Annotated in this window: 10 protein-coding genes; 2 read left to right on the forward strand and 8 right to left on the reverse strand. The window is 71.1% G+C overall.

The genetic code is table 11. The features are described from left to right. Positions 1-27 precede the first annotated feature (27 nt). From ACWD4J_RS09890 to ACWD4J_RS09905, 4 genes are all read right to left on the reverse strand, one after another. A complete protein-coding gene (locus ACWD4J_RS09890) occupies positions 28-1,917 on the reverse strand; it encodes a M50 family metallopeptidase (RefSeq protein WP_451394817.1) in 1,890 nt (629 codons plus the stop codon). A 65-nt stretch (positions 1,918-1,982) separates the two neighbouring features. Next, complete coding sequence (locus ACWD4J_RS09895; protein WP_451394818.1) at positions 1,983-2,198, reverse strand: hypothetical protein; 216 nt, start codon at positions 2,196-2,198, stop codon at positions 1,983-1,985. Positions 2,199-2,228: 30 nt separating this feature from the next. After that, positions 2,229-2,444, reverse strand: a complete 216-nt coding sequence (locus ACWD4J_RS09900) for a hypothetical protein (protein ID WP_451394819.1) — start codon at positions 2,442-2,444, stop codon at positions 2,229-2,231. 29 nt (positions 2,445-2,473) lie between these two features. Further along, positions 2,474-2,689, reverse strand: coding sequence for a hypothetical protein (locus ACWD4J_RS09905; protein WP_451394820.1), 216 nt, complete (start codon positions 2,687-2,689; stop codon positions 2,474-2,476). 344 nt (positions 2,690-3,033) lie between these two features. On the opposite strand from ACWD4J_RS09905, the gene ACWD4J_RS09910 reads away from it, so the two are divergent. Continuing rightward, the gene (locus ACWD4J_RS09910) at positions 3,034-3,294 is read left to right on the forward strand and encodes a hypothetical protein (protein WP_451394821.1); all 261 of its coding nucleotides are present in this window, start codon (positions 3,034-3,036) and stop codon (positions 3,292-3,294) included. A 396-nt stretch (positions 3,295-3,690) separates the two neighbouring features. After that, positions 3,691-4,005 (forward strand): hypothetical protein, encoded by a 315-nt coding sequence (locus ACWD4J_RS09915; RefSeq protein WP_451394822.1) that lies wholly within the window; start codon positions 3,691-3,693, stop codon positions 4,003-4,005. A gap of 86 nt (positions 4,006-4,091) precedes the next feature. On the opposite strand, the gene ACWD4J_RS09920 is transcribed toward ACWD4J_RS09915, so the two are convergent. The 4 genes from ACWD4J_RS09920 to ACWD4J_RS09935 all read right to left on the reverse strand — a co-directional run bounded on the left by ACWD4J_RS09920 (position 4,092) and on the right by ACWD4J_RS09935 (position 15,633). Continuing rightward, a complete protein-coding gene (locus tag ACWD4J_RS09920) occupies positions 4,092-4,244 on the reverse strand; it encodes a hypothetical protein (RefSeq protein ID WP_451394823.1) in 153 nt (50 codons plus the stop codon). Between the two features lie 384 nt (positions 4,245-4,628). Further along, positions 4,629-5,018, reverse strand: coding sequence for a helix-turn-helix domain-containing protein (locus tag ACWD4J_RS09925; RefSeq protein WP_451394824.1), 390 nt, complete (start codon positions 5,016-5,018; stop codon positions 4,629-4,631). Between the two features lie 395 nt (positions 5,019-5,413). Beyond that, positions 5,414-7,237, reverse strand: a complete 1,824-nt coding sequence (locus tag ACWD4J_RS09930) for a glycosyl hydrolase family 18 protein (protein WP_451394825.1) — start codon at positions 7,235-7,237, stop codon at positions 5,414-5,416. 182 nt (positions 7,238-7,419) lie between these two features. Further along, complete coding sequence (locus ACWD4J_RS09935) at positions 7,420-15,633, reverse strand: beta-ketoacyl synthase N-terminal-like domain-containing protein (RefSeq protein ID WP_451394826.1); 8,214 nt, start codon at positions 15,631-15,633, stop codon at positions 7,420-7,422. Positions 15,634-15,639 lie beyond the last annotated feature (6 nt).

The raw sequence follows: 15,639 nt of genomic DNA on the forward strand, positions 1-15,639 counted from the left end.
TGGACGTGCTGGAAGGTACTCGGGGGGTCACGGTCCGGAGGGTTCCTCGCTGACCGTGGCGCTCGGCGACTCGGAGGCGGTCACCGAGGGCGAAGGGGATTCGGACGGCGAGGCGCTCGGCGTGCCGGACGTGTCGCTGACGCTGGGCGTCGGCGACGGCGGCTCCGATGTGCGGGTGCGGCTCGGCGTCGGAGACGGGCTCGTCGGCCCGGGCGTCGGAACGGCCTTCTCGGGGCTCGCGGACGGGGAGCTGCTCGCGGTGGTGGCTTCGGCGGACGGGCTGGTGTCGGCTGACGGCGTCGGCGAGCCCGCCTCGGACGGCGAGCCGGTGAGGCCGGAGGGCACCGAGCTCGCGGGGCTCGGCTGCTCGTCGACGGATGCCGACGGCGTCGGACGCACCGTGGGAACGTTCGGCTGAAGGATCGGGGTGATGGGCGGCTGCGGTGGCAGCGGCTCGGGCGTCATGCCGCCCAGCCACGCCGCGCAGAGTGCGCCGGCTCCCGCCAGCAGGCCCCCGCAGAGGGCCAGGCGCATCCGGGGCCTGCCCTCCGTCGCCCGGACGGTGTACCTCACGAGCCGTCCGCCCAGCCGTACGGTGAGGTACACCGCGCCGGCCAGCGGGCAGACGAGCATGAAGCTTCCGATGATGCCGACGAGTCCGGCGGCGATCTGGCCGTCGACGAAGGCCATCCAGGTCCCGCCCAGCTGGTCCGTCAGGGAGCGGAGGCTGGTGATGAGCAGCCGCGGAAGGTTCCACAGGGCGTAAGCGAGCTCGCCGATGAGCAGCGGCACCATGGTCAGCACCCAGCCGGTCACCATGATGCGCGAATGACGCTTGAGGTCGGCCACCTCCGCAGGCACCGGGCGGCCCGGCACCATGCTCAGCAGGATGGGTTTGATCTTGCCGAAGAGGTCGGGGATTCCGGCGAGGTCGCCGAGGATGTAGTAGCCGTCCAGCCGGACCACCGGCATCAGCTGTTCGAGGATCTCGAAGTGGACGAGGTACACCGCGCCGAGAAAGAAGGACTGGCCGGTGACGAAGTACGCGCAGGCAAGCCCCAGCACGAAGACGACGTTGAAGTAGACCCCGCCCAGATCGGTCCGGATCCGGCCGCCCCGCCCGATGCGGTAGACGTCGGTGACCTCGGTGTACATCGACGGCCAGATCAGATAGAGGCCGCACCCGATGGATCCCGGCCGTGCGCCGCCGTATCTGCACGCCGAGGCGTGACCGAACTCGTGGAAGACGAGCGATGCCACGATCAGCACGAACACGGCCAGCATGAGCACCGGCTGCTCCAGCATCTGCAGCACCGGTTTCATGGCTCCGTGCACGGCGAACAGCCAGAAGTCCATACAGGCGGCGGCCGCCAGCACCAGGACCACCACGAGTGGCCGGTGCAGCCAGGCCAGGGCCTTCGCGATACGGGCGACCTGCCGCTCGCGGAAGATCACCCGATGGCCCTTCAGGGCCAGGAGGAGATCGGAGGTCGGACCGGCGACCTGATCGTCCTCCTGGCCGAAGGGCACGGTGACGCCGAGCGGATCGAGTTTGTTCTCGATGAGGTACTCGACGTTGTCCGCGCTGACTTCACGCCCGAAGCGCCCGCTGACGCGGTGCGAGATGCTCTCGGTGTTCCGGACGCCGTCGACGGCCTCCGCCACCAGATAGAGCAGCCGGGACAGCTGGACCACCTGTCCGTCGCCCCGGCGGACCAGGTACTTGGGCTCTGTGAAGCCGGATCCCTGGTATTCGCCGAGCAGTTGGAGTCCTGCGCTGCGTCGCGGAACGGGAAACAGTATCTCTGTGTATTCGTACGCGAGGTCCGTGTATTCGTACGCGGAGAGTGTTTCGTCCACGTCGCAGGCCGCCGCCCCCACGGGACCGGGGTAGTGAACCCTTTGGCTGTCGGTCACCGTCCTGCTCTTCCTCCCGGGGCGGACCGCGCCCCCAAGACGCGGTCCGCGCACATCCGGGCTTGTTACTGGTGGATGTTGATGGTCTGGGTGGCCTCGGAGGCCGCGATGGCGTCCGGGGAGTCGACGTTGGCCGCGGTCGACGTGTTGTGGGCGTCGACGTAGGCGACGTGCTTGGTCACGTGGCTCGTCGTGGTGAAGTTGAACCGGAGCCGGCCCAGGGCCTTGCGTCCGGGCAGGAGTTCCGCGGCGGCCTCGGCGTTGAGCTGTTCGTTGTTCACGGTGGACCCTTTCTCGGCGGGGAGCGCCGGCTACTGGTTGATGCTGATGGTCTGGTTGGCCTCGGAGGCCGCGATGGCGTCCGGGGAGTTCACGTTGAGCGCGGTCGACTCGTTGTGGGCGTCGACGTAGGCGACGTGCTTGGTCACGTTGTGGGTCGAGAGCCAGTTGAAGCGCAGGCGGCCCAGGGCCTCGCGGCCGGGCAGGAGTTCGGCGGTGGCCTCGGCGTTGAGCTGGTCGATGTTCACGGTGGAGCCTTTCTGGAAGGGAGCGCCGGTTACTGGCTGACGTTGATGGACTGGCCGGCCCCGGAGGACGCGATGGCGTCCGGGGAGCAGAAGTTGGCCGCGGTCGACTCGTTGTGGGCGCCGACGTAGGCGACGTGGCGGGTCACATCGGTGGACTGGAAGAAGTCGAACCGGAGCCGGCCCAGGGCCTCGCGGCCGGGCAGCAGCTGCGCAGCCTCTGCGTCCAGCTCTCGCATGCCGAGCATGGTGGGGTCCTTTGCACGAAGGGCACGGACGGACGGAACCGAATCCCAAAAGCGTCCATCCATGCCGGACGATCTGTCTGACGAGATTGGACAGTAGACCGTCCAATCACGTTGGACAAGCGACTCGCGACATCTCGCTTCCCGCCGGACACGCCGTGCATAGACGGGAAACAGCAGGTGGGAGAGGTGAAGGGCGAGGTCGCACCAGGTGCCGGCCCACTCACAGCCTCACCTGATCGGCCCAATCGGGCGCACTTCGACGAGCGGCGCCCGGGCCCTCGATGGCATTCTCTCGTCGCCCAAGGCGGGTGGATCCGCCCGAAACCTCCCCGAGAGGGGTGCACGTGCTTGTTGTTCCAGGGGCCTCCGCAACCGCCGTCGTCCGTGACAGGACGGGAGAGCCTGTCGTGCTGCTCTCCGGCGAACTCCCCTCGGCCCTCACCCAGTCCGGCCTCGACGAGCTGCTGAACCTGGCCGCCGCCGTGCTCAACGCGAAGGAGTTGGAGCTCTTCCGGAAGTGCCTCGCGGCACTGCGCTGCGGAGAGCAACTCGAGGAACGCCGCATCGAGGTGAGCGGAGCCGTGCTGACCATTTACCGCAGCTGACCAGGCGACCGGCTGCGCGGAACACGGTGCGGAATACCGTTCGACGCCCGTCGTTTCCGCAGGCCAACCCCCGGCGAACGACATCGGAAACGAATTCATCAACGCATTACGCGGTGCACCTACGGAAGGGGTTTTCGCATTTCACCGCGGAACTCGCAACACCCTGCCGACACACCGAAGTTGAATCACCTTGGCGAGTGTTTGTAGGCGCCGTTTCCGCAAGTTGGGAAACCTGCATGAGCAGAGCTCAGGGCGTGTTTTCAGCGATCCATGTTCAAAAGTCGCGGGTCACCCGATAAGCCCTCGCGGCTCGATTGAGTCAATGAACTCGATGCGCGGTTACGAGTAATGTCCGACGGGCCATCAGAAATCCACCGAACACAAGGAGAAATTCTGGTGAGAAATCTGGCGCGCGCCGCTGCGACGGCGGCCCTGGCCGTGAGCGCGGTCGTCATCCCCCTGACGGGCACCGCCATGGCCGCCCCGGCCCAGGCACCCCGAGCCGTGCAGCTCAACCACGACTGGGACGACGACGACTGCGACTACTACGGTTTCAGGGCCAACGACTGGGACCGCTACCGCAACCGGTGCGACGACGACTGCCGTTACCGCTGGGACCGCGGCTACCGGTCGCACTGGAACAACGGCTACTGGAGGCACCACCGCAACTACGGGGACTGCTGGTGGAACTACGGCCGCCGGTACTACTGATCCGGACTGATCGGGTCTGAGCCGTTCGACATCTGACAGGGGCTCCCGGGAAGCGATTCCCGGGAGCCCCTGTCATTGTTCGGGGATCAGCCCCGATAGACGGTCAGCACGGCTCCGCTCACCTCGATGCGGCGTTCCTCGAGTTGCTCTCCGCAGCGCAGTGCCGCGAGGCACTTCCGGAAGAGCTCCAACTCCTCCGCGTTGAGCACGGCGGCGGCCAGATTCAGAAGGTCTTGCATGCTGGACGGGGTGAAGGCCGAAGGGAGTTCACCGGAGAGCAGCACGACAGGCTCTCCGGTCCTGTCACGGACGACGGCGGTCGCAATCGCTCCTGGAACGACAAGCACGTACACCCCCCTCTCACGGAGGCTTCGGGCGGCTCACCCGCCCCCGCGAGGATGAGGATAGCCTCGATCGAACCATTTCTTGTCTGATCTGATACTTCGCCATGTCATGCATGATCAGGTATGGCTTGGGCGTGGCGGAGCCGAAATCCGCCGATCTCCAGGGATATATAACGATGAGTGAGAACCCGAGGTAGAACGCAGGGCGACGACCGGCACATCAGGCGACCAGGTCCATCCGCAGTAGTCGCCCACCGTCAATCGTGCTAGCGGGAACCGTTATCGGCGGTGACCGTTGCCGGGGGTGCTCCGCAGGAGGGATTCGATGAGCGCGGTGACGTGCCGGCGGTCGGCCACGGACAGCCGCTGAACGCTGGCGATGAGGGTGGCGACCTCGGGGTCGGCGGCGGCGGTGTCGGCCGGCTCCTCGAAGTACAGATGGATCCCGCAGGCCTCGGCGGCGGCCCTGCGCACGGAGTCCAGCGGCAGCTCGAGGCCGCGCGCCAGGCCCTCCAGCGTGCTCTGCTGCGGCATACGGGTCACTCGCTCCGCAGTCGCCAGGTGATGGACGGTGGAACGCGGAATACCGCCGCGTCGCGCCACGTCGCCGTAGGACCAGCCCTGCTGCTCCAGCCGGCTCTTCACCAATTCCTGCAGTGCGTTGGCCACGAGGTGGATTCTTCCTTCCAACAAGTCGATTGGCCAAACTCTCGCAAATGCGCTTGCGGCCGGACACCGAAAAGGCTAGCGTCCAATCGCATTGGACGATCCGTCCAAAGACATTGGACACGTCCTTTGTACGCTTACCGCACTTCACGGCGCAACCCATAGTTCAACGCTTCGCGTCATGTGGTGTCACGCTTGGGTTGATCATATCGACGAGCCCATACGATCTCACCACAAACGGAATACAACATCCCGGTCGGGACATCGCCGGCCGGGCTGGAAGGCCCGGTCAAGGCGGCAAGACCCGGGGAGGCGAGGGGCGTTCCCGTCTCCCCGGGTCCGTCCGGGTGCGGCTGCAGGCCGTGTCTACTGCAGGCCGCGTCTACTGCAGGCCACGTCTACTGCAGGCCGCTACTGATGGCGCTCACCAGCTCGCCGTTCGCGGTGTCACCGCTGAACTCCCAGAAGAACGCGCCGCCGAGGCCCTGGTCCTTGGCCCAGGTCATCTTTCCGGCGATCGTCGACGGGGTGTCGTAGCTCCACCAGTTGCCGCCGCAGTACGCGTAGGCCGTGCCGGCGATCGTGCCGGTGGCCGGGCAGGACGTCTTGAGGACCTTGTAGTCCTCGATGCCCTGCTCGTACGTCCCCGCAGCCGGCCCGGTCGCGGTGCCGCCCGGAGCGGACTGCGTGACGCCCGTCCAGCCGCGTCCGTAGAAGCCGATGCCGATCAGCAGCTTGCTCGCGGGCACGCCCTTCGCCTTGTACTTGGCGATCGCGTCGGCCGTGGTGAAACCGGCCTGCGGGATGCCGCTGTAGGAGGTGAGCGGGGAGTGCGGGGCGGTCGGGCCGTCCGCGTCCCAGGCGCCGAAGAAGTCGTACGTCATCACGTTGTACCAGTCGACGTACTGGGCCGCGCCCGCGTAGTCGGCGGCGTCGATCTTGCCGCCGGAGGACGCGTCCGCGGTGACGGCGGAGGTGACCAGGTTGCCGGAGCCGAACTTGGCGCGAAGGGCCCCCATCAGGTTCTTGTAGGCCGCCGCCCCGCTGGTGTCGCAGGACAGGCCGCAGGAGTTCGGGTACTCCCAGTCGATGTCGATGCCGTCGAAGACGTCGGCCCAGCGCGGGTCCTCGACCAGGCTGTAGCAGGAGTCGGCGAACGCGGCCGGGTCCTTGGCCGCCTCGGTGAAGCCGCCGGACCAGGTCCAGCCGCCGAACGACCACAGCACCTTGATGCCCGGGTACTTGGCCTTCAGCTGGCGCAGCTGGTTGAAGTTGCCGCGCAGCGGCTGGTCCCAGGTGTCGGCCACGCCGCTGACCGACTGGTCGGCGGTGAAGGCCTTGTCGTAGTCGGCGTACGAGTCGCCGATCGCGCACTTGCCGCCCGTGACGTTGCCGAAGGCGTAGTTGATGTGCGTGATCTTCGAGGCGGAGCCGGAGGTGACGAGGTTCTTGACGTTGTAGTTCCGGCCGTAGATGCCCCACTCGGTGAAGTACCCGAGATTGACCTCGCCCGCCGCCGGGCCCGGGTCGGTGGTGCCGCCCGTGGTGTGCACCTTGACCGCGTCGCTCGCCGGGCCGCTCTGGTCGGCGCTGTCACGGGCCTGCACCGAGTAGGAGTAGTCGGTGCCGGCGGTCAGGCCGCTGTCGGAGTACGAGGTCCCCGTCACCGTCGCGACCGTGGCGCCGTCGCGCAGGACGTCATAGTTCTTGATGCCGTTGTCGTCGGTGGCCGCGGTCCAGCTGAGCTTGACCGAGGTGTTCGTGATGTCGGATGCGGTGGGGGCGCCGGGCGCGGAGGGCGGGTTGTCGCCGGGGACGCTGCCGCCGTCGCAGGACGCGCCGTTGATCTTGCAGCCGCTCGGCGAGCCGGAACCGGCCCCGTTGAAGCCGAAGGAGACGGAGGCGCCGGCGGCGAGCGTCCCGTTGTAGGACTTGTTCTTGGCGGTCCAGTGGGTGCCCGAGCTGGTGACGTCGGCGTCCCAGGCGGAGGTCACCGAGGTGCCGGAGGGGAAGTCCCACTCGACGGTCCAGGAACTGATGCTCGTGGTGCCGCTGTTCGTGATCGTCCACTTGCCTTCGAAGCCCGTGCCCCAGTCCTGGGTCTTGGTGTACGTGGCCGTGGCGGATGTCGCGGCCTCGGCGGGGCCCGCCAGGCCGACCAGGGCTGCGAGCGGGAGCAGCAGGGTGGTCAGCCCTGCCACAGCTCTGTCTCTGAAGCGCATCTGCGCCTCCTCGGGGTGAGGTCCGGTCGTTCATGGGGGTCGAACCAGGCCTGCGCCGCCCGTGAGCACGCGTGCACGAGAGACATGCGCGCTCAAAGATCGAGCGCGCATGTCCATGACATGCTCACCGCAGTGGGCTGAGAATAGAAAGGTCTGGACCAAGGGTCAATAGGTCTGGACCACTAGCGGTCATCCGGCAGCGGCGCCCCCGCGTCCCGCACCTCCACTCCTTCGCCGTCCCGGTCGACCCGGACCACGTGGGCCGCGTCGGGCCCGCCGGCCGGCCAGCCCCTGGTGAGGTCGTCGGCCACCACGACCGCCGAGGGGTGCACGCGGGCGGTGCGGGCGATGTGGTCCCGTACCGCGATCTCGGCCAGCTGGTCCCGGCCGCGTGTCCCCGGCGGGAGACCGTAGACCTCCGCCACCGTGCCCGGCAGCCAGTCGAACCGGTCGGCGTCCTCCGCCGAAAGGCGGGTCACCCCGTCCTGGGTCACGGACAGCCCGATGCCCTCGGCGTACTGCCGGTCCCGCAGGAAGGTGCGGCGCAGAACGGGGTCGGCCGTCGCGATCCGCCCCTTGGGGACCAGGATCTCCACCAGGCGGAAGGCCACCAGCAGCCGGCCGCCGGCCGAGAGCTGGAGGTCGAAGGCGGGCAGCCGCCGGTCCTCGTCGTCGAACCCGGCGAACCGGGCCTCGACGTGCACATCGCCGGTGGACGGGACCGGGCCGTACACGTCGAACGCGGCGATGCGGTGCGGGAACGCGGCCACGTCCCTGCCGATCTCCGGTGACCAGCGCCAGAGCCGGTCGTGGGGGACGACGTGCAAGGCCGCGTCCAGGAGGCCCGGGTGGAGCAGGCCGCGCGGCACCGTGCCGCGTCCCGCGTCGAGGACGCCGGACGCGCCCCCGGCCGCCGCACGCATCGAGACCAGGTACTGGAACGCCGGGCCGTGGAACAGCGCCCCCGACGCGTACGGGTCGTCGGCGGGAGCCGCGTCCGGCAGCGGTGCGAACGGCTCGGGCGGGGCGTCGGCCGGGGCCCGTTCGCCGACGCGGACCTTGGCGGTCGCGACCGGTTCGAAGCGGGACAGGGCGGCGGTGGCCGCTTCACGCCAGGCAAGGAGGGTCACGGTGAGTTCGCCGCCGTGGGAGCCGTGTCGGGAGCCGCTTCCGTCGGCGGGGGTGACCTCCGTCCTCAGGCGGACCGGCTCCGCGACCCGTATCCAGCGGTGCAGCCGGACATCGCGCAGGGAGGTCACGGGCCGGCCCGTGTGCGCCTGGGCCGCCTGCGCGAGCAGGTCGAGGGTGGACATCCCGGGCAGCGCGGGCACCGTCCATGTCGGGCGGTGGTCGGACAGCCAGCTGTCGGCCGCGGGGTCGAGCACGATCTCGGTACCGGCGCCTGTGCTGATGCCGGTTCCGGTACCGCCTCGTGCGTCGTCGCCCTCGACCACGCGCATCCCGAGGTCCCGTACGTGATAGATGCGCTTGCCGTCGACCCACAGCCACGCCTCGGCCACCGCGTAGCGGCCGCGTTCGTCCTCGCCGGTCTCGGTGATCTCCAACTCGACCGTGACGCGTTCGTTGGCGGGCACGACCTGGCCGCGGTACTTCCAGCTCAGCGGGCGGTCGAGGGTGAGGAGTTCGAAGCGGGGCCGCCGGAGGCCGCTGTCCGCGCCCGTCTCGATCAGATACGTCTGAAGGAGGCGGCACATCGCCTCGACGCCGAGCGAGCCGGGCTGTACGGGGTCCGAGAGGAAGTGCGCCTTGAAGAACCACTCCCCCGGGTCGACGTCCTTCTCGGCCCGCAGCCGGCCGAGTCCGGCCGCCCCGCCCCCCGACCAGTAGCCGGTCACCCGGTCCAGCATGAGCAGCATGGGACCGGCGAGCTGGTTCGTCCGTAGCGCCGGTGCCCGGTCGCACGGCTCGGCCAGGCGGCGGCGTTCGGCGTCCGTGGGCGGCAGGCCCGCCTGGTCGGCGAAGGCCTCGGGCGGGAAGAAGCCGAAGACGGTGGATGCCCGGAAGACCGGGCGGCCGTCCGCGGTGCACTCGACCTCGAAGGACACGATGATCATGTCGCCGTTGCGGGAGATCTCCCGCAGCCCGGCGCGGGTGCGCACGGTGGCCGTGTCCGGGCCGATGTGGCCGCTGACGGTGGCCGTGCCGTCGAGATTGCGGAACAGGAGGTCCCTGTCCGAGCCGAGCGCGCAGCCCACGTACGAGGCGAGCCATCCGCACGGCTGGAGGGCGACCTCCATCAGCACGGCCGTCGGCATCACGGGGCTGTCGTTCTGTTCGAAGTACCAGTCGGCGGCGCTGACGTCGTACTCCGCGACGACCGTCACGCCGGCCTTCATCGCGCCGGGCGGGCCGTCGACCGAGACGATGCGGCTGATGAAGTGGTACGGCGGACCCGGCAGCCGGGGCACGCGGCGGGCGTCCTCCGCGGGCCCGTACAGCGTCCCGAACGCCTCCGACGGCCGGCCCCAGGCGCTGGCCAGCAGTTCCGGATACCCGTACGCGGCCTCGGTGTTCTCGCGGTGTCCGGTCAGGCCGCCGAGGGAGGGCAGCGGCACGGGCGCGCCGGTCTCCTGCCGTGCGGGCGGGCCGTGCAGGCGCCAGTGCTCCAGCGGCCAGTCCCGCACCAGCCGCAGCGCGAGGCCGCGGGCGAGGAACGCCTTGACCCCGTCGACCGTGCACAGGACGTCGGCCACGAGGACGGGTTCGCCGACGCCGGGCGCCTCGCTGTCGGCGCCGTCGGACAGCTCGCGGACGAACACCTCGTACGTCAGGAGGCGGCTGGCCGGTGTGACCTGGCCGCGGCACAACATCTTGTACGCGCCGTCGGTCACCGGTTCGAAGCGCCAGCCGTCGCGGTCGGCGGTGAAGCCGAGTCCTGCGAGGTAGAAGGCCATCGCCTGCAGGCAGCCGTCCAGCATGAGCGTGCCCGGCATGCAGGGGTCGTTCTTGAAGTGACCGGCGAAGAACCAGTCGTCCGGGCGGATGGGGGTCTCGGCGCGCAGATAGCCGCGCCCCCAGGGGCCGCCGGAGACGTCGAGCTCGGTCACCTCGCCGAGCAGCAGCATGCGGCCGTCGGCGATACGCGGGGTGCGGACATGGGCGCGCGTCGGGCGCCACTCGGGGCCGAAGCAGTCGTACGCGCGGCCCTCGGCGAAGGCCCGTACGGCGTCCCGGGCGAAGGAGCGACGGGATGCGGGGAGCGGCAGCGCGGGCGGGGCGAGCGGGGCCGCGCTGTCCGGGGCGTCGGCCGCCGGGTCCCACAGCACGCCGCCCGTGCCGGCGAGTTCGGCGTCGGTGAAGAAGCCGGCCTGCCCGTCCCGTACGGTCAGCCGGAGCTCGTCGCCGACGTAGCAGTCGTACCGGAAGAAGAACAGCCGCACGCCGTCGTGCTCGCCGTGCCCGTCGATACGGATCTCGAAGCGGAGGGTCTCGCCGGGGACGGGCGGGCTGCCGTGGAAGGTCAGTTCGCAGCCGAGCAGCCGGTACACGCGGTCGCCGCCGTGTCCCTGCAGGTCGGCGCCGAGCCAGCTGATGAGCAGCAGATCGGCCTGCCCGGCCTCGACCATCAGGCCTGCGGGCATACGGCCGGCGGGGTCCAGGTACCAGCTGTCCGGCTGTACGTCGGTCTCGGTCCAGATGGTGCCGGTGCCCATCGACGCGGGCACCGCGTCGATGCCGGTGACGCGGTCGGCGAGCAGCATGGGCGGCTGCGGCATCCGCGTCTGGCGGTGCAGGCCGTCCTGGGCGGCGAAGAGCGGGCCGAAGAGCTCCGAGATCCGGCCGCTCGCGAGCTGCTCCAGCTGGTCGCGGGTGAACTGGGGGCCTGGCCGTTCCGGCCGCGGGGGCACACCGGGCGGGGTCGGCGTGGGTGTGGTCGGGGCGGGTGCGGGCGCTGCGGGGATCGAGGCTGGGACCGGGGCGGGCGGCGGGGTCACCGTCGGGCGCCCCAGTGGGGCTCCGTGGAGCAGAACGGCCGCGGCCCGCTGACGCATCGCCAGGAAATCCTGGTGGACCCTTGCCTGCTGGGTCATGAACTCCTGGAAGGCGGAGGCCAGTCCCCGCTGGTACGCATCCGTCGCCGCCTGCACGTGTGCCAGGCGCACCGCGCCGCCTGCGGCTGGGCCGGCGTACGCGGGGATGCCGGCCCGGATCGTCGGCGCGGCGGACTCCGGCGGGCCCGAAGGCGCCCCGACCGCAACACCGGAAGGCGCCAGGACCGTCGGGCCGACGACCGGCTGCGGTGGGATCGAGGCCCCCGGGCGCGTCCGGGTCGGCGTGCCTGAGCCATCGGGCGAAACCGGCGGCAGCCACGGCGCCCGCGGCATCTCCTGTACGCCCGCGGTCGCCGGCTCGGTGAGCGTGGCCATGGAGGTCGCGGCGCCGACCGGTGGCAGCCACGGTGCCGGGAGCATCTCTTGGCCGTCGGCCGGCCAGGCCGTGGCCGCCGGGTCCACCTGGGCCCCTTGGGTCCGGGAGCCAAGCCGCAGGTCCCCCGTGCCCTCCCGGCCGGCGGGTGGCCGTACCCGCACCGCCGGCGGGTGGGCCGGAAAGGTCAGCCGGCTGTCCGCTGCCCGGCGGGCCGGGGCGATCGACGCGAAGTGGTCGAACAGCGCGTCCGCGTCCACCCGCACGCCCGCCGCGACGAGCTCGGCGACCGATCTGACGAGGCGGCGGATGCCCTGTCCTTCCGACGCGTCCAGCGATACCGCGAGGTGGTCGCGGTCGCCGAGGATGCGGTCGATCCAGCCGGTGCACAGGCCGCGCGGGCCGTGCTCGACGAAGACCCGTACCCCGTCGGCGTACGCGTTCTCCACCATGCGGTCGAAGTTGATGGTGCCGACGGCCTGGGCGGTGACGGCTTCGGCGGCGGCGTCGGGCGCCGGCGTGTACCAGTCGCCGGTCGCGCCGGTGTAGAACCGTACGCCGGGCACCGCCTCGGTGGGCCGGTGGTGCAGCCGCCGCCACTCCTCGCGCACCTCCTCGACCTCGGGTGCGTGCACGGCGATGTCGTAGTCGAGGCGGATGGCGTGCCCCGCGGGCAGGCCGGCGAGGACGCGCTCGCACTCGGTCTCCTCGCCGCCGACCACGCACACGTCGGGGGCGTTGACGGCCATCAGGTGCACGGCCGGGTTTCCCTCGAGCAGCTTCCGTACGGTGCCGACGGGGGCGCTGACGATATGGCTCGCCCAGCGGTCGCCGTGGATTCCGGTCTTCGCCCAGGCGCTGCGTACGGCGTCGAGCCTCCCGACCACGCCGTCGGTGAAGATCTCCGAGGCGCGGATGTCGGTGACGAGTGAGCGGACGTCGCGCCAGGCACGCATGGACACGAGCGCGGCCGACTCGCCCGACGAGTAGCCGAGGACGGCGTCCGGTGCGATGCCGAGCACATGGCGGCTGATCTCGGTGTGGAACTGGGCGAGCAGGGCGGCGCCCCAGATCTGGTCGAGTACGTGGGCGTGGCGGGGCCCGTCGTCGCCGTCGCCCGCCGGGTGGTTGCGGTAGGCCCAGCCGACGGTCTCCTCCAGCGGGCCGCAGCGGGACTCCAGTTCGGCGGTGATATCGGGGAACGCCAGGATGAGTTCGCGCCCCATGCCCGGGTACGTCGCCGAGCCGTTGGTGTAGACGAAGGCCACCTCGCCGTCGAGTGGCTTCTCGCGGAAGGCCACTCCGTCGGGGCGGATACTCTCACCGCCGAGCCAGCGACGGGCGGCGGCCGCGCGTTCGGCCAGTTCACCGGCGGTCGCGGCGACGATGACCAGCCGGGCCGGTCCCGTGTCGGACTCGTGCCCGGCCTCCAGCGCGGCCAGGGTTCCGGGCAGGTCCCGGCCCGAGTAGACGTGCAGCCGGGGCGGCGGTCCGGCGAGCCATGCGGCCGTGTCCGTGTCGTGGGCGGCGCTGAGCCGGATGCGGGCGGGCGGTGCGTCCAGTGGCGTGACGACCACGTCGGCCGTACGGATGCCGAGGGCCGGGGCGGCCGGTCGGCCGACGGCGCCCGGCAGGGCCCGGTGGTGCAGGGCGAGGGCCGCGCAGGCCACGGCGACCAGGCCGGTGGCGGCGTGGGCGGTGCCGAACAGGGCGGCGGGGTCGAAGCCGGGGCGGCGCCCGGAAGCCTCGTCCCGTACGTCCGCGCTCTCCTCGGCCTGTGCGCCGACGGTCATGTCCGCCTGCTCCTGGCCTGGTTCGCCGAGCACGGCGATGACCGGATCGCCGTCGCGGCGCGCATCGGTGAGGCGCTTGAGCACCAGTGCGACGGCGGCGTCTCCGGGCGCCCGGTCGAGGCCGAGTTCGGCGAGCGCGGCCTGGTGGACCGGTTCGTGCGACAGGTCCACGGCGCCGACGACGGCGGCGTCCGCCTCGCCCGCGGCGAGCGCACGCGCGGCGATGTCGAGGGCCACGAGACCGGACGCCTCCTCGGCGGAGACCGAGAAGCCCGGCCCGGCGAGGTCCAGTTGGGCGTTGATGCGGTTGGCGACGACGTTGGGCATCGTGCCGAGTACGCCGGCGGCGTCCAGTGGCGGGGCGAACGCGTCACCGATGTCGCCGTCCCCCGCCCAGGCGGAGGCCCGCCAGCGGGCGTGGTAGCGCGCGACCTCGGGATCGCAGCCCATGCCGACGAGCACCATGGTCCGCTCCCTCGGAAGCGCGACGTCGCGTACCGCCTCGCGGGCGGACTCCATGACCAGCAGCTGCTGGGCGTGGGCCCGCTCCAGGTCGCGGGGCGGGAAGCGGAGGCCCGTCAGCTCGACGTCCACCGTGGGGCGCGGGTCCGGTGTCGGTGTGCCGGTCAGGAGGGCGTTCGTCAGGTCGTGTACGTCGGTTCCGGCGCCGACTCGGGCGCCTATCGCGACGATGGCCACGGGGGCAGGAGTGCGGTGGGGTGCTCTCTTCTCCCCTGCCCCGCCCCTTCCCGAAACCGGGGCTTCGCCCCGGACCCCCGTTTCGTCTGCGGCCCGGTGGGCTCGTCGTGCCCACCCTCCCCCAAGCTCTCGGCTTCGCTCGAGCAGGGGGGACCCCCATCGCCCTGCGGAACGCCTGCCCACAACTTCGGGCTCCCACGCGTCCACGACGAGGTGCGCGTTGTTGCCGCCGAAGCCGAAGGCGCTCACCGCGGCGCGGCGCGGGCCTTCCCACGGCTCGTTCTCGCGCAGCAGACGCAGTGGCGTGCCGTCCAGTGCCTCGGTGGGCTCGTCCGCTCCGGCGGTGGCGGGCCGGATGCCGGCCCGCATCGCGCCGAGCACCTTGAGGAGCCCGGCGACCCCGGCGGCGGTCACCGGATGGCCGAGGTTCGACTTGACCGAACCGACCGGCAGACCGTCGCAGCCGTCGAACACGCGGCTCATGGACCGGATCTCGACCGCGTCGCCCACCTGTGTGCCGGTGGCGTGGCACTCCGCCAGCGACACCGTGCGCGGGTCGATCCCGGCCGACTCGTAGGCCAGCCGCATCGCGCGGACCTGGCCGTCCTCGGCAGGGTTGAGCAGCCCGCCGGCCCGGCCGTCGTTCGACAGGCCGACGCCGCGGATCACCCCGAGGACGGGCCGGTCCTCGGCGACGGCGTCCTGCAGCCGCATCAGTGCGACGAAGGCCGCGCCCTCGGCCGGTACCAGCCCGTCGGCGCCGCGGTGGAAGGGGCGGCTGCGCCCGGTGCGGCTCATCGCCGACAGGGCGCGGAAGCCGAGGTGGATGAAGAGGTCGTCGGCGCAGTTGACGGCCCCGGCCAGCATCAGGTCGGCCGTGCCGTCGTGCAGGCGGTCGCAGGCGAGCTTGACGGCGTACAGCGATGAGGCGCAGGCGGCGTCGACCGCGTACGCGCCCGCTCCCAGGCCCAGGGCGCGCGCCGCGAAGTGCGCGGGCAGACCCGACGAGAAGCGGTTCCGGGCTTCCGGGCGACCGCCCTCACGGCCTTCCGCGCCGGCCCACAACTCGCCGACCTCGGTTGGCTGTTCGTCCCGCCACACGTGCTCGGCGTACCGCGCCATCCCGGCGGACGGGAACGACAGATTGCCGAGGACGAGACCGGCGCGGGGCATCGGGCGGCCGTGCTGCCCGCTGTCGCGCAGCGCCTCGCGTGCGCCGTGCAGGACCCACTGGAAGACCGGGTCGAGGCCGGTGATCCGCTCGGGGCCCACCAGGTAGGCGTCCGGTTCGAAGACGGAGCCGAAGCCGCGCACGTAGCCGCCCATGCCGGTCCAGGAGCGGTCCGCGGCGTCGTCGGCGGTGCCCGGGGGCAGGGAGCGGGGCAGGCGCCACCGTCCTTCGGGGGTGGAGGACAGGCTGACCCGGCCGGCCGCGATGTTCTTCCAGAGGGTGCCGGGGTCCAGCGCGTCGGGGAGTACGCAGCCCTGCCCGACGACGGCGATCGGTTCGAATCGCATGCGTGG

It is taken from the genome of Streptomyces sp. NPDC002577, from assembly GCF_053594815.1.

Excerpts from the sequence above, each read along its gene's own strand:
- ACWD4J_RS09930 (WP_451394825.1), bottom strand. The coding sequence starts at position 7,237 with ATGCGCTTCAGAGACAGAGCTGTGGCAGGGCTGACCACCCTGCTGCTC.
- ACWD4J_RS09935 (WP_451394826.1), bottom strand. The coding sequence starts at position 15,633 with ATGCGATTCGAACCGATCGCCGTCGTCGGGCAGGGCTGCGTACTCCCC.
- ACWD4J_RS09905 (WP_451394820.1), bottom strand. The coding sequence starts at position 2,689 with ATGCTCGGCATGCGAGAGCTGGACGCAGAGGCTGCGCAGCTGCTGCCC.
- ACWD4J_RS09920 (WP_451394823.1), bottom strand. The coding sequence starts at position 4,244 with ATGCAAGACCTTCTGAATCTGGCCGCCGCCGTGCTCAACGCGGAGGAG.